This is a genomic window from Azorhizobium caulinodans ORS 571 (genome assembly GCF_000010525.1).
Classification (GTDB): Bacteria; Pseudomonadota; Alphaproteobacteria; order Rhizobiales; family Xanthobacteraceae; genus Azorhizobium; species Azorhizobium caulinodans.
In genome coordinates this window covers 1,228,948-1,247,382 of the sequence record NC_009937.1, presented here as the reverse complement: position 1 = coordinate 1,247,382, position 18,435 = coordinate 1,228,948, and the positions used below count along the sequence as shown (strand labels likewise).

Genomic DNA, 18,435 nt, shown 5'->3' with positions numbered 1-18,435 from the left:
GGAGCCGCCTGATGGCCAAGACGACCCGGACGACGACCGCCGCCGCCAAGGCGCCGGCTGCCAAGAAGACCGAAGCTGCGCCCCCGGCCGCTCCCACGCCGGCCGCCGAGACCGCTCCGGTGAAGACCGCTTCCGCCAAGCCCGCTGCCGCGAAGAAGCCCGCCGCTGCCAAGGCGCCGGCCAAGGCCCCTGCGAAAGCGGCTGCGAAGGCTCCCGCCAAGGCGGCCGAGAAGCCCGCAGCCAAGGCACCCGCGAAGGCGGCGAAGGCCCCGGCCAAGGCTGCTGAGCCGGCGCCCGCCAAGGCTGCGGCCGCGAAGCCCGCCACCAAGGCGAAGGCTCCCGCCAAGGCCGCCGCGCCCAAGGCTGCCGCTGCCAAGACCGCTGCGGCACCCAAGGCGGCGGCTCCGAAGACCGCTGCCGCGCCGAAGGCCGCTGCCAAGCCCGCCGCCGCGAAGGCTGCGGCGCCGAAGGCCACGGCCGCCAAGTCGGCCGCTCCGAAGGCCGCGCCGGCGCCGAAGGCCGCGAAGGTCGAAGCGGCGAAGACCGAACCCGCCAAGCCGGCAAAGGCGCCCGCCAAGAAGGCGGCTGCCAAGGAGGCCGCGCCCGCCGCCGAGGCGAAGGCCCCGGCCGCGAAGGCACCTGCTGCGAAGGCTGCGCCGAAGGCGAAGGCGGCCCCGGCCAAGGCGGCTGTCGCCAAGGCTCCCGCCGCGAAGGCCGCGCCTGCAAAGCCCGCCGCTGCGAAGGCCCCGGCCAAGAAGGCCGCCAAGGCGAAGTGATCGGCGGGGGACCGGCCCACCGGTCCCCGTCATGTGGTCCTTATCGACGGCGTGCGGTCTCGCGCGCCGTTTTGCTATCCGCTCGCTCGGCCTCTCTCGCGGAGAGGCCGATGCGAACCGCCTGTCGCGGCGCGCGCTCCACCGCGCACAACCGGTTGGCGGTCCTTGTTACGCCATCATTGGATGCCAGCGTTCCTGTCGATCGGTTGTGACGGATCGGGTGGGATGGATCACGGCCAGCGGCTTCGGTCGCGCCAGGCTCATCGCCCCGGTCTTTTCGCGATCTGCCTGCCGGAGTTGCCCCATGCGTTTTGTCCCGCGCCTTGGCCGCCTCAGTGTCGCACTGCTGGCTCTGGCGCCGTCGCTCGCCCTTCCCGCTCTGGCACAGACCAAGCCGACCGCGGCGGATGTCGCCTGCGCGGCCATGGGGCCGGGATTCAAGCGGATTTCAGGCTCCGACACCTGCATGCAGCTCAGCGGCAGCGTGGAGATGACCGCGGCCCGCGGCACCGCGCCCAGCAATGCGCCCAACCAGGGTTTCACCAACACGCCCACCGCCGCCGCGTCCGGCACGCCGGCACCGGCCGGTGATCCCTGGAAGCAGATGCGCTGAAGGAACCGCCCACCGTCTCACAGGCTGCGCTGACCGCGCGCCACGGCGCGGGCAATGAGCCCGGACAGATAGGCATCGGAGCGGCGGAAGGCGCCCGCATCGGGCGTTGATACCGAGACATTCACCGTCGTCGTCCCACCGCCGCTCGCCTGTGTGCGTACGCCGAGCGCCCCGTCCGCCCCACGCGCCAGAGGCAGGATGGCTTCCGCCCCCGCCTCCCCCATGAGGCCGACGCCGGACGCCATGGGAAAATAGGTCGGCGCCGCCACCACCCCGCCCTCGGCAAAGGCCCGGACACCGGACACCACGCCGCCGTCCGCGAAGGCGCGCACCGCGCCCGCCTCCAGCACCCCGCCGTTTGCGAAGGCGCCGGAGAAGAGCTGGCCGATGCTGTTGCTGATCCCCTGCTCCAGCGGCTTCAGCGCCGCATTCAGCGCCATGCCGGAAAGCCGCTGGCCCAGCCCCGCCAGCACCGTATCGAGATCGCGCCCCTTCACAGCGACGCTGGCGAAGGCATCCCCCAGCGCGCTGGAAAAACCCCGCGCCGGCACTTCGGCGGCGGAGAAAGCCGAGGTCACGCCGGCGCTGAAGTTGCGGGCGGAGGCCTCCGCTTCCGCCAGGCCGGCGGTGAAGCCGGACGTGTCGGCGGTGAGGGCCAGCGAAACGGGATCGCTCGTCTCCATCTCTATCTCTATCTCCGTGTCGTGTCGGGAAAGCGGGCCATCAGCGCGGCGAGGCCAGCGCGATCGAGGCCGGAAGACGTGGCAGCGGGCGGGCGGCAGGCGGCGGCCAGCTCACGGGGCGTGAGGCACCAGAAATCGCGGGAGGACAGCCGCAGAATGCCGAAGCCGAGGGCCATGGCCGCTTCCCAGGGGAACGGTGCCGGCCCCGCGCTCAGGTCTCCTGCGGCACCGGAGGGCGCGGCGCCTCCCCGCCCCCGAAGGTGCCCGAGAGCAAAGCCGAAACGATGCGCGCATAGCCGACCGCCCCTTCGGGACAGGCGAGCCGCGCCACCTCTTCATCATCGATCGTTTCGCCCGCACCCCGCAGGCCGGCACCGATGAGGCGCACCATGTCGCTCGCACAGAGTCGCCCGCGCCCGAAGCGCTCGGCCAGAGCTGTGAGATCCTCCACCGCGAAGGCGGCCTCCAGTTCGGCCAGCGCGCCGAGCGTGAGGACCAGCGTGCGGTCCCGCCCGCCGAGGTGTGCGGAGATTTCCCCGCGATGCCGGTTGGCCATGGCCGCTCTCCTCACAGTGCCGCGAAGGCGAGCGCGCCGGCGCTCTCCAGCGTCAGGTCGAAGGTCACTTCCCGGTCATGCTGGCCGGCGATCTCCAGCGCGCTGATGAGGAAGGGACCGGAAACGGTGCCGAAATCGGGGATCACCACCGCGCAGTCGCGCACCTCTCCGGCGAAGAAGGCGGCGCGCACAAGCGCGTCCGAGGCGGCATCCTTGAAGATGCCGGCCCCCGAAATGCTGGCGCGCTTCACACCCGCCCCCGCCAGCAGTTCGCGCCAGCGGCCGGCGCTCTCGGAATGGGTCACGTCCACCGTCTGGGCATTGAAGGCGAGCGTGCGCGAGCGCAGGCCCGCGACGGTTACGTAATCGGCGCCATCCAGCATCTTGAGCAGCAGGTCCTTGCCCATCTGCGCGGCCATGGAAGTCTCCTTCGGGAAATGTCGCTTCAGAGCGCCTCGGTCACCGCGCGGAAGCGGACGAAGCCGTGGAAGGTCCGCCCGTCGCCGTCGCGCCGCACCTCGGCGGTGGTGGCCCTGAGATTGGCGAGGCGATGCCCGTCGAGGGCGAGCGGCGCCTCGTGCAACGCCTCCTGCACGGCGGCGCACAGCGCCATGGCCTCCGCCCGGCCGCCCTGGCGGGAGAAGACGTGCAGCGTCAGCGCCTGCTCGCTGCCCGCCTCGGTGGCGGTGGACCAGTCGGAAACCACCGCCTCTCCGAGCGTGACATAGGGAAAGGGGACACCGGCCGGCGGCACGTCATGGATGGCGCCCGCCACCAGTGCGCCGAGCGCGGTGTCGGCGGCAAGGCGCTGGTGGATGGCCTTGCGCAGGGCGAGTGCGGCGGAGGCCGGCGCGCTCACGCGCCGCCTCCCGGCGTGCCGTCCGAAGCGCGCGGCGGCGCCTCGTCCGCGGCCGGATCGGCGGGTCCATCGGGCGCGGGCGCAGGGTCCGGCACGCGGCCAAGCAGCAGGTGCATCGCCTTGTCGCGCAGCTTGTCGAGCAGTTGTTCCACGAGGCCATCCAGGCCTGAAATCTTCACCGAGATCATGTCTGTTCCTCTCTGCACATGGCGCGGGTGTACCGGCCGCGTCCGTCCGGATCGCAGGTCGCCTCCACCGCGAGGCGGCGGGTGCCGTGACGCAGGATGTCGCCGGCCTTGAGCGTGTTGGGCGCGCGCACGGTCACGCGCACGCCGGCAAGGCCGAAGCGCCGTTCGTCGGCAAACGCGCCCGCGGCGCTCTCCTCCACCGCCGCCCAGAGGCGATCGACGGCGACGAAGGTGACGCTGGCGCCGCCGAAGCCGTCCGGCACCGACACCGGGGCCAGATGCGTCACGAGATGGCGCAGCGCGCCGATGGGAATGGCCCCGCTCACAGCCGCAGCATCCGGTAGGGCGCGATGAGTGCGAGGACGGCGCCCGGCAGGCCGATGGCCTCGCCCACCACGTCGCGATGCTCATGGAAATGCGCGAGGGTGAGCCGCACCGCCTGCAGCAGATCCGACGGCACGTCGGCGGGCTCCGGGCCATAGCCGGCGGTCACGTCGAGGGCGATGCCGCCATGGTCCACGGCCGGCTGCGGCAGGTGCGCGCGGTCGAGGCCGATGAGCTGCGGCGTGCGGTCGCCGAGGAGCGAGAGGCGACCGGCGGGCACCTCCTCCCATGTGCCGTCGGCGCGCCGGACCCGCGCCGCATCGAGGCTGGCGACGGGCGCGATGGGCAGCAGGAAGAGCCCGCTCGCCGGCCAGGCGTCGCGGACGAGGCGCCAGCTCTGGGTCATGAGGACGCGCCCCGTGGCGCTCTCGATGGTCCGCCGGGCGGCGGAAAGCAGCGCACCCACGAGCACGTCCGTTGACGGATCGGTGAGGCGCAGGAAGTCCTTCGCCTCGGCCAGCGTCAGCGGTTCCGCAGCGGGGCCTGAAATACGTTGCGTCATGTGCGGATTGTCCCCTCGCATCCGGCAGACGGGGGCCCGACCGCACCAAGGTGCGGGATTGACCCGCCCCCCACGCTCGGGGCAAAAATTTCGCCGCCGTACATGAGGGGGATCCGTGCTGCTTCGTTTCCTGTTGTCCGGCGGGCGTCCGTTGGGTTCCGCCCTGCTCTGCGCCGGCTTTCTTCTGGCGCAGGCTGCTCCCGGCCACGCGGTGGTGGGCGGTCGCCCCGGCGCGGCCCAGGGCACCAGCCACACCGTCATGCTGGTCTCGACGCGGGGCGCCTCGTGCTCGGGCACCGCGCTGGCGCAGGATCTGATCCTGACCGCCGCCCATTGCGTCGCGCCGCCCGGCAGCTATGCGGTGGCGATCACCGGGTCCGGCCCGCCGCGCCTCATTCCCGCGCTGCGGATCGTGGTGCATCCCGGCTTCGATCCGGACCAGTTCCGCAACCGCCATCCGACGCCGGATCTCGCGCTGGTGAAGCTCGCCTCGCCGCTGCCGCCAAGCTTCCGCCCGGCCGCGCTCACGCAGGACAACACCCTACCGCAGCGGGGCGCGGAATATCTCATCGCCGGTTACGGCATGGCCTCGGACGGGGCCGACGAGACCGCCGGCACCCTGCGCTGCACGAGCCTGCCTACCATCGGCACGACGGGCGGCATCATGGCCCGCCTCGCCTCGCCCATGAGCAATGCGGGGGCCTGCACCGGCGACAGCGGCGGCCCGGCTTTCGTGGGCAACCTGCTGGCCGGCGTCATCGGCTGGGCCACGGGCCCCAACGGCGCCCGCGGCTGCGGCGGCGTCACCGGCATCACGCTGGTGGGCCTCCAGCGGGACTGGATCGAGGCCACCGCGCGCAAGCTCGGCAGCCCCGTGCCCTGACCCGCCTTCGCCGCCGGGCTCAGCCGGCGGCGAACTTCAGCAGCTTGATGGCATCGAAGTCCTGGATGCCGCCGCCCACGCGCTTGGTGGTGTAGAACAGCACGTAGGGCTTGGCGGAATAGGGATCGCGCAACACCCGCACGCCCGCCCGGTCCACCACCAGATAGCCGCGCCGGAAGTCGCCGAAGGCGATGGCGAAGGCCCCGTCGCCGATGTCCGGCATAGCCTCGGCCTCCTGTACCGGAAAGCCCATGAGGCTCGCCGGCTGGCCGGCACCGGCCGGCGGCGTCCAGAGATAGGCTCCCGCATCGTCCTTCAGCTTGCGCACGGCGGCCTGGGTGCGGCGGTTCATGACGAAGGCCGCGTTCTGGCGATAGCCGCCCTTCAGCGCATAGACGAGATCGAGCAGCGGATCGGCGGCATCGGACGCGGGAAAGCCCCCCGCGACGCCGGTCGCCACATAGCCCGTCTTGCCCCAGCTCCAGCCGCTTTCCGCCACCTTCGGATAAGCGAGGAAGCCGGTGGGCTTGGCCGTGCCGTCGCCGGAGACGAAAGCGGCGCCCTCCTGCTCGGCGAAGGCGCTGTCCACCTCGCCCGCCAGCCACTCCTCCACATTCACCTGCCCGTCGTCGAGCAGCGCCTGCGTGGCGGCAGGCATGGCGTAGAGCTCCATGGCCGGAAAGGCGAGTTCCGCCAGCACCGGGCTGTCGGTCTGCGGCCGCGCCGCCGTTTCCGCCGCCCAGCCCACCATGGGACCGGAGGTCATGAACGGCTTGCGATAGGTGCCGGCGCCGATGGTGCGCACGGTGGCGAGCGCGCGGATGGGCGAAAGGGCGGCAAGGCGGCGCCCGATCTCCTGCTCGGTCTCATAGGGCACGAGATAGCCGCCGTCGGCGCCGACGCCGGTGGAGAGGGACTTGGCCTCCAGAGCCTTCAGGCCGTCGCTGGCGCCGTGGCGCACATAGCCGGTGAAGGCCGCGCCGTGCTCGCCGCGCGGCGCCTCGGTCCGCGTGATGCCGAGAGGCGGGCGGCGGCGCTCCGTCTCCAGCCGGTCCATGCGCGCCTTGCAGGCGTCGATCACATGGTCCAGCCGCCGCATGCGCTCATCGAGCAGCGGATCGGCGGCGCCGCGCCGCTCGATCTCCGCGAGGCGGGTCTCGTTGGCGGTCTTGTAGGTCTCGAAGGCGTGCATCAGCGTGTCGAGGGCCGACTGGCGCTCGGGCGCCGCCACCTTGGTCTCGGGGGCGGAAAGGAGATCGCTCATGAAGGGATCCTGAGGTTGGAGAGGGATCAGACGGCCGCCAGATGCGGCCGCAGGCGGGCGGCGGCGCGGGACACGGCATCGGCCGCGGCCCGCATCGCGAGGAGAGGCGGCGGCGGGCGGCGGATGCGCGCGTCCGGCTGCATGGGGAAGGTGACGATGGACACCTCCCAGAGATCGATGCGGGTGATCCGCCGCACGCGGGTGCGCGGGTCGGTGCGGGCCTCCACCGCCTTGAAGCCGATGGAGAGGCCATCGAGCGCACCGACGCCGATGAGCGCCGCCACCTCGCGCGCCCGGCCGACGCCGAGCGTGAGCTCGCCCTCGACCTTGAGGCCGATGCCGTCCTCGATGAGTGAGGTCCACACGCCGATGGGCTCGGCGGGGTCGTGCTGATAGAGCAGCCGCACGCCAGCGACGCCCCGCCGCGCCAGCGTCTCGGCAAAGGCGCCGGGGGCGATCACGTCGCGGCCGAGATCCTGCCGGTCGAACAGACAGGCATAGCCCTCGAAGCGCGCCGTCGCTGCCCCAAGGCCCGGTGGAGAAAAGGCGGCGCCCATCAACGCACCTTGCCCGCACCCTGGCCCGCGCCCTTGCGACGCCGCGCCTTCTCGAGGCGCTCGAGGGTGGCGACGAAATCGCGGAACACGCTGGTGCTCTGCGGCGCCGCGCGCCGGACCGGCGCCGGCGACAGCGCCCGGATGCGCGGCGCCGATGCCCTGGCGATGAAGGGGGCTCGCATGGATGGTCTCCTGCTGGGATGGAGGGGTGGCGGCAGTCCGAGCGCGAACCACCGCGCGGCGGCCGCCCGCGCGATCGGTGGGCCGGACGGTGCGGCTTTGGTGAGTGGACGATCATGCGTTGGACTGGTGAGGCTCGTTCCAGCCCCCCTCCCCCGCAGGCGGGAGAGGGACCCGGTTGCGCGAGCGGAGAGGAGCGCGGTCCGATCCTCAGACCGCGCCGGTCACGGGCCCCTCACGGATCGTCGTGGCGGGCGTTGAAGCGGGCGAGTTCGCGGACGAAGGCGTCGATGCGCTCGTTGGCGCGGGACAAGCCGCCGAGGGCGGCCAGCGCAACGCCGGACGCGCTCAGCGCCCAGGCGGCGAGCGCCAGATGGGCGAGGTCGCCGCGCGTGGCGAAAACCTGAAGGATGCTCTCCAAGATGACCTCCCCTCAGGGCGCGACGGGGCCGTAGCCGACCGCCGCGCGCTTCTCCGCATCGGTGAGGAAATCGGCCGCGTTCACGCGGCTCCAGAGCTCGGAGCGCTCGGCGGCGAGCGCCTCCACCTGGTCGAGGTCGGGCACGAGCGCGAGGCCCGAACCGAAGGCCGGCGCGAGCCAGGCGCTCAGCGCACCGGCAACCCGCTTCACCAGCGGCAGCACGCTCTGGCGCCAAAGCACGCGGTTGGCCTCGGCATAATTGGCATAGGTGTTGTCGCCCGGAATGCCAAGCAGCATGGGCGGCACGCCGAGCGCCAGCGCGATCTCCCGCGCGGCGGCCTCGCGGGCGGCGGCGAAATCCATGTCCTTCGGGCTGAGGCCGAGGGGCTTCCAGTCGAGCCCGCCTTCCAGCAGCAGCGGGCGGCCGGCATTGGCGGCACCCTGGAAGCTCGCCTCCAGTTCTTCCCTGAGCCGCGCGAACTGTTCCTCGGAGAGCGAACCCGTGCCGCCATAGACCAGCGCGCCGGAAGGGCGCGCGGCATTGTCGAGCAGCGCCTTGTTCCAGGCGCCGGCGGCATTGTGCAGATCGAGCGCCTGCGCCGCCGCCTCCAGCGGGGCGAAGCCGTAGAGATCATCCAGCGGATTGAACAAGGCGAGGTGCAGCACCGGCGGCACGTCGGCGCCCGGCACGATGCTCTCCTGCGGAATGCGCAGGGTGCGGCCCTCCAGCGTGTAGTCGAACGCCTCCGGCCAGCCGTCGGGGCCGGGCACGATGCGCACGCGATCCGGCCGCAGCACGTGGAGTTCGCGCACGGCGCCCTCCACCGCCACCGCTTCCACATAGGCATTGCCGGCCACCAGCAGATGGCCGCACAGCGCCTCCAGGAAATCCGCCTTCGCCGCACGCGGATGGGGCCGTGCGAGGAGGTCCAGCAGCGGATGGGCGTCGATCTCGCGGTCGCCGTCCATCAAGAGCAGCGGCACGCTGGCGGCGGCCTCGCTGATCAGCCGAACGGCGCGATAGGCCACCGCATTGCGGGCAAAGCCCTCGCGGGCGAGCCCGGCATAATCGCGGGGCGTCCAGCGGGCGCGGCCGGTGGCGAGCAGCGCCACCAGCGCGGCGGTGCGGCTCGCCTTGGCCTCGGCGGGACGCGGGCGCAGGGCCTGGAAGACGGACGACAGCATGCGGGACTCCCTCGGCTCCGCAGCCGGAGCAAGCAGGACAGGCGACGGCCACCGGCCGCTGGAGGATCGTGTCTGAAGCGTGAAAGCGCACCGCGCCCTCGGCGGCCGAGGGACGCGCTGTGAAGCCGCGCCCGAAGGCAAAGCGGCGGCGGCACATTGCAGCGCAATACGGCGCCTTCGCACCTGCACAGCTACCCGATTGACGGTGGGGATAGCCCCCTCTAGTCCTATAGAGGACCAATCAACCGGTGGAGCGCGGGTGGCATGAGCCAGCACGCTGTGGACGCGGACAGGACGCAGGCGGACGCATCGGCCGATGCGCCCGGCGCCGTGCTCGCGCTCAGCGAGACCAGCGACAGCCGCCTGCCCCTCTATCAGCGCCTGCGCGACGCCATCGTCGCCCGCATCGTCGCGGGCGACTGGGGGCCGGGCACGGCCATTCCGGCGGAAAGCGAGATCGCCCGCGTCAACGGCGTGGCGCTCGGCACCGTGCGCAAGGCGCTCGACACGCTGGTGGCCGAGGGCGTGCTCGACCGGGTGCAGGGGCGCGGCACCTTCGTGCGCCGCCCCTCCCTCGACCGCTCGCTCTTCCGCTTCTTCCGCGCCGAGGGGGCGGACGGGGCGCGCGCCATGCCCGAGGGCCGCGTGCTCGCCCGCAAGGTCGCCCCCTGCCCGGCGGAACCCGCGAGGGCGCTCGGCCTCGCGCCGAAGTCGCTCGCCTTGCGCATCGACCGCCTGCGCCTCATCGACGGCACCCCGGTCTTCGCCGAGGAAATCTGGCTGCCGCGCGCCCGCTTCGCGCCGCTGGAGGATCTCGTCCTCACCGGCTTCGGCGACCTGCTCTATCCGCTCTATGAGCGCCTGTGCGGCGAGGTGGTCGCCTCTGCCGAGGAGACGCTCACCATCGACCTCGCTACCGAGAAGGACGCCCGCGTGCTGGAGATCCCCGCCGGCGCGCCCGTGGTGGTGGTGGACCGTGTGGCGCTCGGCTTCGATCGCCATCCCATCGAGTGGCGCCGCTCGCGCGGCCCCGCCGACCGCTTCCGCTACCGCATCGAGATCCGCTGAGCGGTCCGCCGCTCATTTTCGTTCGCAACCGTTCACGCAAGGCGCCAGCCGGCCGCAAGAGCCGCGCGGGCCTGCCGGAGGACACCCATGTTCAGTTGGTTCCGCGAGATCGACGCCACCGAGCGCAAGACATTCTGGGCCTGCTTCGGCGGCTGGGCGCTCGATGCGCTCGACGTCCAGCTCTTCTCCCTCGTCATCCCGACGCTGCTTGCCCTCTGGCACATCAGCAAGGCCGATGCGGGCATGATCACCAGCGTGACGCTCATCGCCTCGGCGCTGGGCGGCTGGGTCGGCGGGGCCATTTCGGACCGCATCGGCCGCGTGCGCGCCCTGCAGGTGATGATCCTGTGGTTCGCGCTCGCGACCTTCGCCTCCGCCTTCGCGCAGGATTACAACCAGCTCCTCGTGCTGAAAGCCTTGCAGGGCCTCGGCTTCGGCGGCGAATGGGCGGCCGGTGTCGCGCTCATGAGCGAGGCCATCCGCCCGAGCCACCGCGGCAAGGCGCTGGGCACCGTGCAGAGCGCCTGGGCCGTGGGCTGGGGCGCCTCGGTGCTGATCCAGACCAGCATCTATTCCTTCGTGCCGCCGGAAATCGCCTGGCGCCTGCTGTTCGGCCTCGGCCTCATCCCGGCGATCCTCGTCATCTTCGTGCGCCGCCATGTGCCCGAGCCCGAGGCCTCGCCGGCCCGCGCGCCCAAGGCGCAGCAGGCGCGCACGCCGCTGCTCGGCATCTTCTCGCCGGACGTGCTGCGCGTCACGCTGGTGGGCCTTCTGCTCGGCACCGGCGCCCACGGCGGCTATTACGCGGTGACGAGCTGGCTGCCCACGTATCTCAAGACCGAGCGCCATCTCTCCACGCTGGGCACCGGCGCCTATCTGGCGGTCATCATCGTCGCCTTCTTCTTCGGCTGCATCGCCGCCGCGCATCTGCTGGACCGCATCGGCCGCCGGCGCACGGTGGGCCTGTTCGCGCTCTCCTGCGTCATCGTCGTGCTGGCCTATGTGTTCCTGCCCATCGGCGACACCGCCATGCTGATCCTCGGCTTCCCGCTGGGCTTCTGCTCGGCCGGCATTCCGGCCAGCATGGGCGCGCTGTTCTCCGAGCTGTATCCGGGCGGCATCCGCGGCACCGGCGTCGGCTTCTGCTACAATGCCGGGCGCATCGTTTCCGCCATCTTCCCCTTCCTCGTCGGCCATCTGTCCGAGCAGATGTCGCTCGGCGCCGCCATCGGCATCGATGCAGCGGTGGCCTATGGCCTCGTGGTGGTGGCGGTGCTCATGCTACCCGAGACCAAGGCGGTGAAGCTCGACGCGGTGGACGCGCCCGGCGCGCCGGCCGGTGCGGGCGTGCGCTCGTCCGCCCCGGCGCAATGAGCCGCCGCGCATCCGGTCCCGCAACATGAACGAACCCCTCGACGGCCGGCGGCGTTCCGCCGGCCTGATGGCCATCGACAGCCACGCCCACATCTTCCGGCGCGACCTGCCGACCATTGCCGCCGCCCGCTACGTGCCGGCCTATGACGCGCTGCCCGAGACCTATGCGGCCCTGCGGGCGGCCAACGGCTTTGCCGGCGGCGTGCTGGTGCAGCCGAGCTTCCTCGGTACGGACAATTCCTATCTGCTGGCCGCGATCGCTGCCGATCCCGACCATCTGCGCGGCATCGCCGTGGTGGCGCCGGACTGCACCGAAGGGGCGATGCGCGGGCTTGCGGCTCAAGGCATCGCCGGCGTGCGGCTCAATCTGATCGGCCGGCCGGACCCGGATTTTGCCGATCCCGTCTGGCGCGCCTTCCTCGCGGCGGCGGCCCGCTGCGGTTTCCAGATCGAGGTGCAGGCGCAGGCCCGGCGGTATCCGCGCCTGCTGGCGGGGTTGCTGGAAAGCGACGTGCCGGCGGTGGTGGTGGACCATTTCGGCCTGCCGGACCCCGCCCTCGGCGTGAATGACCCCGGCTTGGCCGCCCTCATGCTGCTGGCTGCGCGCACGCCGCGCCTCTTCATGAAACTCTCCGCGCCCTACCGCCTCGGGGGCGGCGATCCGCTGCCGCTGGCCGAGGCGGCCCGCGCCGCCTTTGGCGCCGGTCGCCTGATGATCGGCAGCGACTGGCCGCATACCCAGCACGAAAGCGAAGCCGACATCGCCGGCCTCAAGGCCCTCCTCGCCCGCGTCTTCCCGGCCCCCGAGCTGCCGCAGGTTCTCGGCGGCACCGCCGCCCGGCTGTTCGGCTTCCGGGCGCTTTTGGCCGCCGCCTGAAACGGCGCGGGAGCGCCTTCAAAACCGCCGCACGCGCGGCGCCGGGGCGCGGGGGCCGAGGGCGAGCTGGGTGACGGCCCAGACGAGGGCGTCGAGCCGGTCCGGCGAACGGCCGGAGGACAGGCCCTCCGGGCCGAAGTCACACATCTCGTCCTCCAGCGCCGGGAAGGCACCGGCGTGGCGCACGCGCCCCTGCTCATAGAGAGCGGCGACGGGCTCGGCGCGCAGATACTTGCCGCGCGTTGCGCGCACGCTCACCACCGGCACGCTGGCATCCACCTCGGCGAGCACGCTGCGCACCATCTCGCCGCCCTGGTTCACCTCCGCCACCACCGCATCCGCCTCATGGGTGCGCCACAGGTCGATGGCCCGCGCCGCCCATTGGGCGGGGCGCAGGCCGGCGGCGGTGGCGTCCGCCAAGACATGCACAAGGCCCTCCCCGTCGATGCCGGCGGCGATGATCCCGCAGGCGTCCGCCCCGGCCCGCGAGGAGGCCGGCGGATCGAGGGCCACCACCACGCGGGCGAGCGGCGGGGCCGCGGCCTCGCGGGCGGCCTCGAGGGCCGAACGGGTCCAGAGCGCGTCGGGCCGGTCCTCGATGATTTCGCCCTCCAGTTCCTGCCGCCCGAGCCGCGTGCCGCCATAGCGGGCCAGCACCGTGTCGAGGAAAGCGGGCGCGAGGTGAAAGGCGTTCTGAGCCGTGGTTGCGCGGCTCAAGACGGTGGACGGGTCGGCCATGAGGCGGCGCAGCAGGGCGCTCGGGCGGGGCGTCGTCGTCACCATCTGGCGCGGCTGCGCGCCGAGCCGGAGGCCGAACTGGAGCATGTCGAACACCGCCTCGGCCCGCCGCCACTTGGCGAGTTCATCGAGCCAGGCGGCCTCGAATTGCGGCCCGCGCAGGCTTTCGGGGTCCTCGGCGGAAAAGCCCTGCGCCACCGCGCCATTGGGCCAGACGAGGCGGCGGCGGGTGGGCTCCCAGCGGGGCCGTTCGGCGGCGGGATGGACGGCGAGCAGGCCGGACACACCCTCCACCATCACCTCCCGCAGATCGCCCATGGTCTCGGCCACCAGCGCGATGCGGCCCACGGGGGCCGGCGCGAAAGGCGGCCGGCCGAGGGCCAGTCCACGCACCCATTCGGCACCCGCCCGCGTCTTGCCGGCGCCCCGCCCGCCCAGCACCAGCCAGGTGGTCCAGGGCCGGCCACCGGACGCGGCGGGCGGCGGCAACTGGTCGGGGCGCGCCCAGATCTCCCAATCGGTGAGCAGGCGTTCGGCGCCCGCCTCGTCGAGGCCCGAGAGGAACGTCCGCGCCGCGCCCGCATCCGCCATCACCGCCGCCAGGGCCGCACGCAAAGCGGCGGCGGAGGGAGGGGGAAGGGCGAGCGACATGAGGCGCCTCCGGCGAACGAATGCGGCACAGGCGGGCGCCAGCGATTCGGACGGGGTTTGTCCTGTGGATGTTCGCGTCCGTCCCGTTTCGGGACAGGCGCCACGGTGCGGCGGCCCGCTTACCCTTGGGAGAGCAGTGCCGTACCCTCCGGCGGAGTGTCGGGGGCCGGCGGCTGCACGCTGTCGCACAGGCCGGCAAGGCGGCGGGCGAGCTCGGCGCGGAAGGCGCCGGCCCCCTCGGGAGAGAGCGGCGCGGCTCCTGCCGGGGGCGCCGCCTCGGCACGCGCCTTGCGGGCGGCGGCATCGAGGGCGGAGAGATCGCGCATGACGCGGGCGAGAATGGCGAGCGCGCGGGCGTCCTGTACGCCATCTCGGGCCGACCCCTCCCCTTCGGCGAGCCGCTGGAGGCGGGCCTCGATCTCGGCCATCTGCGCCTCGGCAGCCGTCCAGAGACGTCCCATCATCCGAAGGCGGGCGGCGGGGCTCGGCGGGCGGGCGGCCTTGCGCGCCGCGCGCTTGCGGCCCTTGCCGGCGCGGCGCGCGGTCGGGCGGGGCGTCCCGGCATCGGGGCGCAGCCAGTAGCCGAGCTGGCGAAGCGAGAGGCCGGTCTTGGCGGCGATGGCGGCGGGCTCGAGACCCTCGCCGCGCAGGGCGCGGGCGCGGGCCACGGCGGCGGGAGAGGCGGGAGCGGTCATTGGGTGCAGATCCCGGGCGTTCGTGTTCACGCGGGGTGCGAAGGGGCACCGCGGACGCCGGAAAAAAGGAAGGCGCCGCGGGGGCGATGCGGCGCCTTTCAAGTCACAATTCCGGAGCATGGAGAAAAGATGCCTGATGAGCGGCACGCTGTCAAGGCATATTTTCCTAAACTCCGGTCGGGAGACCAAACTCACGAACCCTCAGGAACTCGAACCGAACGCAAACGCTGGTCTTGGCACTGGGTACTGACACTTGAGGACACACGACTTTGCGACTTGGTACCGGTGGCCGAGCCCGGTCGGGACCCGGCGTTTGGGGACTTCGGAACTCTGGAACTTGGAGACGAAACTCGGGTCTTTCGAACGTCGGAAGCTTGAACTTCGGGAACTGCACTTGGGTACTCGGCCCCTCCCTGCCGCCGGTTTCCCTCCGGCGTGCCGGGTGCGTCCCGCGCTGCCGTTGGACCCCTGTCCTGTCCCACCATGACAGGGGTCCCGGCGACCGCGCGTTGCGCGCCCACTGATGCCCTCTCCCGTGGGGGAGAGGGCGTCCCAAGGCACCCGGGGGGGGGAGATAGGTGCCCTGGAACATCCCTCAAACTCGAAAAACCATCCCGCACCGAAGCGGGGTCACCGACCTGCGCGCCTCATGCCCCCTTCGGCGGGCGGGGCATGCGGCGCGCGGTCAGGAGCGCGTCGAGCCGAGCCCGGGCGCGCAGGTGCGAGATCGCCGAAACATTCTCCGCTGTGATGCAGCCGCGGCGCAGCTGGTAGGCGGTGTTCCAGTGGCAACCGCACCGGGTGCAATAGGCCGTCCGGTCGTCGAACTGGTGCTCGGCCTCCATCAACGTCTGGCTCGCTTGAAACATCGCCATCATCCGCCCCTCCCCGGCGTCCGGCTGCATTCACCGTAGGTTCATTTCGTCACCATCCGGCTGCGCGGACAACGCGGACCCTTTCCGGAACGGCATCATCAGGCAGGCGAACGGTCCGGCACTTGCGCCAAAAAGACGGGCATGCCATGAAATGATATATTGTATCATTCAAAGGACCGCCCCATGCCGACCGCCGACAATCGCCTGCCAGTCACCGTGCTTTCAGGCTTTCTGGGCGCCGGGAAGACCACCCTGCTCAACCACGTCCTCGCCAACCGCGAGGGCCTGAGGGTCGCGGTGATCGTCAACGATATGTCCGAAGTGAACATCGATGCGGAACTGATCCGGGCCGGCGGCGGCGATCTTTCCCGCACGCAGGAAACGCTGGTGGAGATGACCAACGGCTGCATCTGCTGCACCCTGCGCGACGACCTGCTGGCGGAAGTCACCCGCCTCGCCCGCGAAGGCCGCTTCGACGCGCTGGTCATCGAGAGCACCGGCATCGCCGAGCCGCTGCCGGTGGCCGCGACCTTCGAGTTCCGGGACGAGGAGGGCTTCTCCCTCTCCGACCTCGCCCGCCTCGACACCATGGTGACGGTGGTGGACGCGGCGAACCTCCTGAAGGACTACGCCTCCACCGACTTCCTGCGCGACCGGGGCGAGAGCCTCGGGGAAGAGGACCAGCGGACCATCGTCGATCTGATGGTGGACCAGATCGAGTTCGCCGACGTGATCGTGCTGAACAAGGTCGGCGCCACCGATCCGGAAAAGCTCCGGCTCGCCCGCGCCGTCATCAAGGGGCTCAACCCGGACGCCCGCATCCTCGAGACGAACCACAGTCAGGTGCCGCTCGCCGAGGTGATGAACACCGGCCGCTTCGATTTCGAGGCCGCCCATCGCCATCCGCTGTGGTTCAAGGAGCTGAACGGCTTTGCGGACCATGTGCCGGAGACCGAGGAATACGGCGTCGCGAGCTTCGTCTATCGCGCCCGCCGGCCCTTCCATCCGCAGAAGTTCTCCGCCTTCCTGCGCCGCACCTGGCCGGGCCTGATCCGCGCCAAGGGGCTGTTCTGGCTGGCGACCCGCGATGCCTATGTGGGCGAGATGAGCCTTGCCGGTTCGCTCTGCCGCACCGAGAAGCTGGGCCTGTGGTGGGCCGCCGTGCCGAAGGAGCACTGGCCGCAGGACCCCGCCTTCCGCACCGAACTGAAGCGCTATTGGGCGCCCTTCTATGGCGACCGGCGGCAGGAGCTGGTGTTCATCGGCATGGGCCTGGATGAAGCCGCCATCCGGGCGGCGCTGGATGACTGCCTGACGGGCCCCACCGATCCGGCGCAGCTCGACTTCGCCGCCTTGTCTCACCTGCCGGACCCGTTCCCCTCGTGGAGCCGGCAGCCGGCCGTCGCCTGACCGGCGCGGCCGGAACCGGCGCCCGGCCTTTTCGCGCCCCCGGCCGGGCGCCGGTGTGATGTCCCTCAGTCCGGGGCGTCCGTCGCCTCGTTGACGGCGGCAGCCAAGCTCCGCCGGCGGCGGTGGCCGGAAATGTCGGCACCCGCATCATGGGGCAGGCGCGCGTTCCAGAAGGTCGCCGCCATGGCGATGGTGGTGACGGTGACGAAGGCCACTGAGAAATCCGCCAAGCCGGCCACGGAACGGCCGTTGGCGGCCATGGAGGTGGCGAGCGCGAAGCCGGCGACGCAGATGCCCATGGAGAGCATGAGCTGCTGGAAGGTGCTGTAGAAGCTGGCGGCCGCGCTCATGCGCGCCGCCGGCACCTCGTCATAGGCGACCGTATTGTAGGCGGTGAACTGGAGCGACATGAAGAAGCCGGCGGCGGTCAGCAGCACGTAGATGGACCAGTGGGGCCAGTCGGGGCGCATGAGGGCGCAGACCGCATAGGTGCCGGTGCAGATGATGCCGTTGACGAGCAACGTGTTGCGGAAGCCGTAGCGGCGCAGCACCTTCGGCGCCACGCCCTTCATCAGCAGCGAGCCGACGGCTGTGGAGAGCGAGATCATGCCCGCCTCCGCCGCCGTCATGCCGAAGCCGAGCTGGAGCATGAGCGGGATCAGGAAGGGCTGGGCGCCCTGGGTGATGCGGGTGATGTTGCCGGCGATCACCGAGAGGCGGAACGTCTCGATGTTCATCAGCGACAGATCGAGGATCGGATGGCCACCCGCCGCCGAGAGCTTGCGGGCGTGACGGAGATACGCAAGGCCACTCAGGACGCCCATCACCATCAGGCCGAAGGTGATGCGGGCATCCCCCTCGCCCCGGCTCGACAGCTCGAAGGCGAACAGCAGGCCGCCCAGCGACGCACCCGAGAGAACGAGGCCGAGGCCATCGAAGCGGTCCGGCTTCTCGGCCCGGCTGTCGGCGATGAAGATGCTGACCAGCACCAGCCCCAGCACGCCGATGGGCAGGTTGATGTAGAAGATCCAGCGCCAGTCGAGGAAGGTGACGAGGAAGCCGCCGAGCGGCGGACCGACCATCGGGCCGATCATCGCCGGCACCAGCAGCCAGCTCATGGCCGAGACGAGGTCCGCCTTGGTGGTGGAGCGCAGCAGCACGAGGCGGCCGACCGGGATCATCATCGCCCCGCCCATGCCCTGCAACAGGCGGGCGAAGACGAGGAAGGCGAGGCTCTGGGACTGCGCGCACAGAAGCGAGCCGATGGTGAAGACGGCGATGGCGAGGCGGAACACCGTGCGCGAGCCGAACCGGTCCGCAGCCCAGCCGCTGGCGGGAATGAAGACGGCGAGCGAGAGCAGGTAGGAGGTGAGCGCGATGCTCATGTGCGGCGCCGTCACGCCGAAGTCCCGCGCCATCGCCGGCAAGGCGGTCGCGAGCACCGTCGCGTCCAGTTGCTCCATGAACATGGCGCTTGCCACGATCAGCGCCACGGCCCGGTAGCCCGGCTGGCGGCGGGGGCCGCCCTTGCGGGCATGGGATGCGGGCGGGGCCTCGGGGGACGGCTGGGAGACGTGCGGGGACGGCATCGGCAGACTCAACAACGACGCACCGCCGCGCAGGGCGCGACGCGAACAGGGCGGAAGCCGGAGCTATCTATTCCGTCTAATCCTCGCTCCCGCCAGCGAAAAGCGCG

The 18,435-nt window shown here is 71.6% G+C and carries 24 protein-coding genes; 7 read left to right on the top strand and 17 right to left on the bottom strand.

What is annotated here, in order from left to right; translation table 11 throughout:
• The first annotated feature begins 11 nt into the window (after positions 1-11).
• Together AZC_RS25910 and AZC_RS05750 are read left to right on the top strand one after the other, a co-directional pair.
• Positions 12-776 (top strand): hypothetical protein, encoded by a 765-nt coding sequence (locus tag AZC_RS25910; RefSeq protein ID WP_012169654.1) that lies wholly within the window; start codon positions 12-14, stop codon positions 774-776.
• Between the two features lie 304 nt (positions 777-1,080).
• The gene (locus AZC_RS05750; RefSeq protein ID WP_043878960.1) at positions 1,081-1,389 is read left to right on the top strand and encodes a hypothetical protein; all 309 of its coding nucleotides are present in this window, start codon (positions 1,081-1,083) and stop codon (positions 1,387-1,389) included.
• A gap of 17 nt (positions 1,390-1,406) precedes the next feature.
• Here the strand turns inward: AZC_RS05750 and AZC_RS05745 are convergent, their stop codons facing one another.
• From AZC_RS05745 to AZC_RS05715, 8 genes are read right to left on the bottom strand one after another with little or no spacing between them, the layout of a single operon-like run.
• Positions 1,407-2,072, bottom strand: coding sequence for a phage tail tape measure protein (locus AZC_RS05745; protein WP_012169652.1), 666 nt, complete (start codon positions 2,070-2,072; stop codon positions 1,407-1,409).
• An 8-nt stretch (positions 2,073-2,080) separates the two neighbouring features.
• Positions 2,081-2,248 carry a phage tail assembly chaperone gene (locus tag AZC_RS24795; protein WP_012169651.1) on the bottom strand — a complete coding sequence of 56 codons (168 nt, stop codon included), beginning with the start codon at positions 2,246-2,248 and terminating at the stop codon, positions 2,081-2,083.
• Between the two features lie 35 nt (positions 2,249-2,283).
• Complete coding sequence (locus AZC_RS05740; protein ID WP_043878959.1) at positions 2,284-2,628, bottom strand: gene transfer agent family protein; 345 nt, start codon at positions 2,626-2,628, stop codon at positions 2,284-2,286.
• An 11-nt stretch (positions 2,629-2,639) separates the two neighbouring features.
• The gene (locus AZC_RS05735) at positions 2,640-3,047 is read right to left on the bottom strand and encodes a phage major tail protein, TP901-1 family (protein WP_012169649.1); all 408 of its coding nucleotides are present in this window, start codon (positions 3,045-3,047) and stop codon (positions 2,640-2,642) included.
• A 26-nt stretch (positions 3,048-3,073) separates the two neighbouring features.
• Positions 3,074-3,487, bottom strand: coding sequence for a DUF3168 domain-containing protein (locus AZC_RS05730; RefSeq protein WP_012169648.1), 414 nt, complete (start codon positions 3,485-3,487; stop codon positions 3,074-3,076).
• Entirely contained in the window at positions 3,484-3,675 is a 192-nt protein-coding gene (locus AZC_RS05725; protein WP_043878958.1) for a hypothetical protein, read from the bottom strand. The genes AZC_RS05730 and AZC_RS05725 overlap by 4 nt, the downstream gene beginning before the upstream one ends.
• The gene (locus tag AZC_RS05720; protein WP_012169647.1) at positions 3,672-4,001 is read right to left on the bottom strand and encodes a head-tail adaptor protein; all 330 of its coding nucleotides are present in this window, start codon (positions 3,999-4,001) and stop codon (positions 3,672-3,674) included. The genes AZC_RS05725 and AZC_RS05720 overlap by 4 nt, the downstream gene beginning before the upstream one ends.
• Positions 3,998-4,561: a head-tail connector protein gene (locus AZC_RS05715; RefSeq protein WP_043878957.1), complete on the bottom strand. Its 564-nt coding sequence runs from the start codon at positions 4,559-4,561 to the stop codon at positions 3,998-4,000. Before AZC_RS05715 ends, AZC_RS05720 begins: the two co-directional genes overlap by 4 nt.
• 115 nt (positions 4,562-4,676) lie before the next feature.
• On the opposite strand from AZC_RS05715, the gene AZC_RS05710 reads away from it, so the two are divergent.
• On the top strand, positions 4,677-5,444 hold the full coding sequence (locus AZC_RS05710; protein WP_012169645.1) for a S1 family peptidase: 768 nt from the start codon (positions 4,677-4,679) through the stop codon (positions 5,442-5,444).
• Between the two features lie 19 nt (positions 5,445-5,463).
• On the opposite strand, the gene AZC_RS05705 is transcribed toward AZC_RS05710, so the two are convergent.
• The 5 genes from AZC_RS05705 to AZC_RS05685 all read right to left on the bottom strand — a co-directional run bounded on the left by AZC_RS05705 (position 5,464) and on the right by AZC_RS05685 (position 9,051).
• Complete coding sequence (locus AZC_RS05705; RefSeq protein ID WP_012169644.1) at positions 5,464-6,708, bottom strand: phage major capsid protein; 1,245 nt, start codon at positions 6,706-6,708, stop codon at positions 5,464-5,466.
• Positions 6,709-6,734: 26 nt separating this feature from the next.
• On the bottom strand, positions 6,735-7,265 hold the full coding sequence (locus AZC_RS05700; protein ID WP_070096998.1) for an HK97 family phage prohead protease: 531 nt from the start codon (positions 7,263-7,265) through the stop codon (positions 6,735-6,737).
• Complete coding sequence (locus AZC_RS05695) at positions 7,265-7,447, bottom strand: hypothetical protein (protein ID WP_012169642.1); 183 nt, start codon at positions 7,445-7,447, stop codon at positions 7,265-7,267. The genes AZC_RS05700 and AZC_RS05695 overlap by 1 nt, the downstream gene beginning before the upstream one ends.
• A gap of 233 nt (positions 7,448-7,680) precedes the next feature.
• The gene (locus AZC_RS05690) at positions 7,681-7,866 is read right to left on the bottom strand and encodes a hypothetical protein (RefSeq protein ID WP_012169641.1); all 186 of its coding nucleotides are present in this window, start codon (positions 7,864-7,866) and stop codon (positions 7,681-7,683) included.
• 12 nt (positions 7,867-7,878) lie between these two features.
• A complete protein-coding gene (locus tag AZC_RS05685) occupies positions 7,879-9,051 on the bottom strand; it encodes a phage portal protein (protein ID WP_012169640.1) in 1,173 nt (390 codons plus the stop codon).
• A 264-nt stretch (positions 9,052-9,315) separates the two neighbouring features.
• Between AZC_RS05685 and AZC_RS05680 the strand changes: the two genes are divergently transcribed.
• The 3 genes from AZC_RS05680 (at position 9,316) to AZC_RS05670 (ending at position 12,370) form a co-directional block, all read left to right on the top strand.
• A complete protein-coding gene (locus AZC_RS05680; protein WP_012169639.1) occupies positions 9,316-10,119 on the top strand; it encodes a GntR family transcriptional regulator in 804 nt (267 codons plus the stop codon).
• Positions 10,120-10,206: 87 nt separating this feature from the next.
• Entirely contained in the window at positions 10,207-11,493 is a 1,287-nt protein-coding gene (locus tag AZC_RS05675; RefSeq protein WP_012169638.1) for an MFS transporter, read from the top strand.
• Between the two features lie 25 nt (positions 11,494-11,518).
• Positions 11,519-12,370, top strand: coding sequence for an amidohydrolase family protein (locus tag AZC_RS05670; protein WP_043878956.1), 852 nt, complete (start codon positions 11,519-11,521; stop codon positions 12,368-12,370).
• A gap of 18 nt (positions 12,371-12,388) precedes the next feature.
• Here AZC_RS05670 and AZC_RS05665 read toward each other — a convergent pair whose 3' ends face one another.
• The 3 genes from AZC_RS05665 to AZC_RS05655 all read right to left on the bottom strand — a co-directional run bounded on the left by AZC_RS05665 (position 12,389) and on the right by AZC_RS05655 (position 15,332).
• A complete protein-coding gene (locus tag AZC_RS05665) occupies positions 12,389-13,699 on the bottom strand; it encodes a DNA-packaging protein (RefSeq protein ID WP_012169636.1) in 1,311 nt (436 codons plus the stop codon).
• 179 nt (positions 13,700-13,878) lie between these two features.
• Positions 13,879-14,454, bottom strand: coding sequence for a hypothetical protein (locus AZC_RS05660; RefSeq protein WP_043878955.1), 576 nt, complete (start codon positions 14,452-14,454; stop codon positions 13,879-13,881).
• Between the two features lie 647 nt (positions 14,455-15,101).
• Positions 15,102-15,332, bottom strand: coding sequence for a hypothetical protein (locus AZC_RS05655; protein ID WP_133865835.1), 231 nt, complete (start codon positions 15,330-15,332; stop codon positions 15,102-15,104).
• Between the two features lie 180 nt (positions 15,333-15,512).
• On the opposite strand from AZC_RS05655, the gene zigA reads away from it, so the two are divergent.
• Positions 15,513-16,739 (top strand): zinc metallochaperone GTPase ZigA, encoded by a 1,227-nt coding sequence (gene zigA, locus AZC_RS05650; protein WP_043878953.1) that lies wholly within the window; start codon positions 15,513-15,515, stop codon positions 16,737-16,739.
• Positions 16,740-16,804: 65 nt separating this feature from the next.
• On the opposite strand, the gene AZC_RS05645 is transcribed toward zigA, so the two are convergent.
• On the bottom strand, positions 16,805-18,328 hold the full coding sequence (locus AZC_RS05645) for a DHA2 family efflux MFS transporter permease subunit (RefSeq protein ID WP_081433910.1): 1,524 nt from the start codon (positions 18,326-18,328) through the stop codon (positions 16,805-16,807).
• Between the last annotated feature and the right edge of the window lie 107 nt (positions 18,329-18,435).

Bases quoted from the DNA above. Each gene is read 5' to 3' on its own strand.
- AZC_RS25910 (WP_012169654.1), top strand. From the start codon at position 12: ATGGCCAAGACGACCCGGACGACGACCGCCGCCGCCAAGGCGCCGGCT.
- AZC_RS05750 (WP_043878960.1), top strand. From the start codon at position 1,081: ATGCGTTTTGTCCCGCGCCTTGGCCGCCTCAGTGTCGCACTGCTGGCT.
- AZC_RS05745 (WP_012169652.1), bottom strand. From the start codon at position 2,072: ATGGAGACGAGCGATCCCGTTTCGCTGGCCCTCACCGCCGACACGTCC.
- AZC_RS24795 (WP_012169651.1), bottom strand. From the start codon at position 2,248: ATGGCCCTCGGCTTCGGCATTCTGCGGCTGTCCTCCCGCGATTTCTGG.
- AZC_RS05740 (WP_043878959.1), bottom strand. From the start codon at position 2,628: ATGGCCAACCGGCATCGCGGGGAAATCTCCGCACACCTCGGCGGGCGG.
- AZC_RS05735 (WP_012169649.1), bottom strand. From the start codon at position 3,047: ATGGCCGCGCAGATGGGCAAGGACCTGCTGCTCAAGATGCTGGATGGC.
- AZC_RS05725 (WP_043878958.1), bottom strand. From the start codon at position 3,675: ATGATCTCGGTGAAGATTTCAGGCCTGGATGGCCTCGTGGAACAACTG.
- AZC_RS05715 (WP_043878957.1), bottom strand. From the start codon at position 4,561: ATGACGCAACGTATTTCAGGCCCCGCTGCGGAACCGCTGACGCTGGCC.
- AZC_RS05705 (WP_012169644.1), bottom strand. From the start codon at position 6,708: ATGAGCGATCTCCTTTCCGCCCCCGAGACCAAGGTGGCGGCGCCCGAG.
- AZC_RS05700 (WP_070096998.1), bottom strand. From the start codon at position 7,265: ATGGGCGCCGCCTTTTCTCCACCGGGCCTTGGGGCAGCGACGGCGCGC.
- AZC_RS05695 (WP_012169642.1), bottom strand. From the start codon at position 7,447: ATGCGAGCCCCCTTCATCGCCAGGGCATCGGCGCCGCGCATCCGGGCG.
- AZC_RS05685 (WP_012169640.1), bottom strand. From the start codon at position 9,051: ATGCTGTCGTCCGTCTTCCAGGCCCTGCGCCCGCGTCCCGCCGAGGCC.
- AZC_RS05680 (WP_012169639.1), top strand. From the start codon at position 9,316: ATGAGCCAGCACGCTGTGGACGCGGACAGGACGCAGGCGGACGCATCG.
- AZC_RS05675 (WP_012169638.1), top strand. From the start codon at position 10,207: ATGTTCAGTTGGTTCCGCGAGATCGACGCCACCGAGCGCAAGACATTC.
- AZC_RS05670 (WP_043878956.1), top strand. From the start codon at position 11,519: ATGAACGAACCCCTCGACGGCCGGCGGCGTTCCGCCGGCCTGATGGCC.
- AZC_RS05665 (WP_012169636.1), bottom strand. From the start codon at position 13,699: ATGGCGGATGCGGGCGCGGCGCGGACGTTCCTCTCGGGCCTCGACGAG.
- AZC_RS05660 (WP_043878955.1), bottom strand. From the start codon at position 14,454: ATGACCGCTCCCGCCTCTCCCGCCGCCGTGGCCCGCGCCCGCGCCCTG.
- AZC_RS05655 (WP_133865835.1), bottom strand. From the start codon at position 15,332: ATGATGGCGATGTTTCAAGCGAGCCAGACGTTGATGGAGGCCGAGCAC.
- zigA (WP_043878953.1), top strand. From the start codon at position 15,513: ATGCCGACCGCCGACAATCGCCTGCCAGTCACCGTGCTTTCAGGCTTT.
- AZC_RS05645 (WP_081433910.1), bottom strand. From the start codon at position 18,328: ATGCCGTCCCCGCACGTCTCCCAGCCGTCCCCCGAGGCCCCGCCCGCA.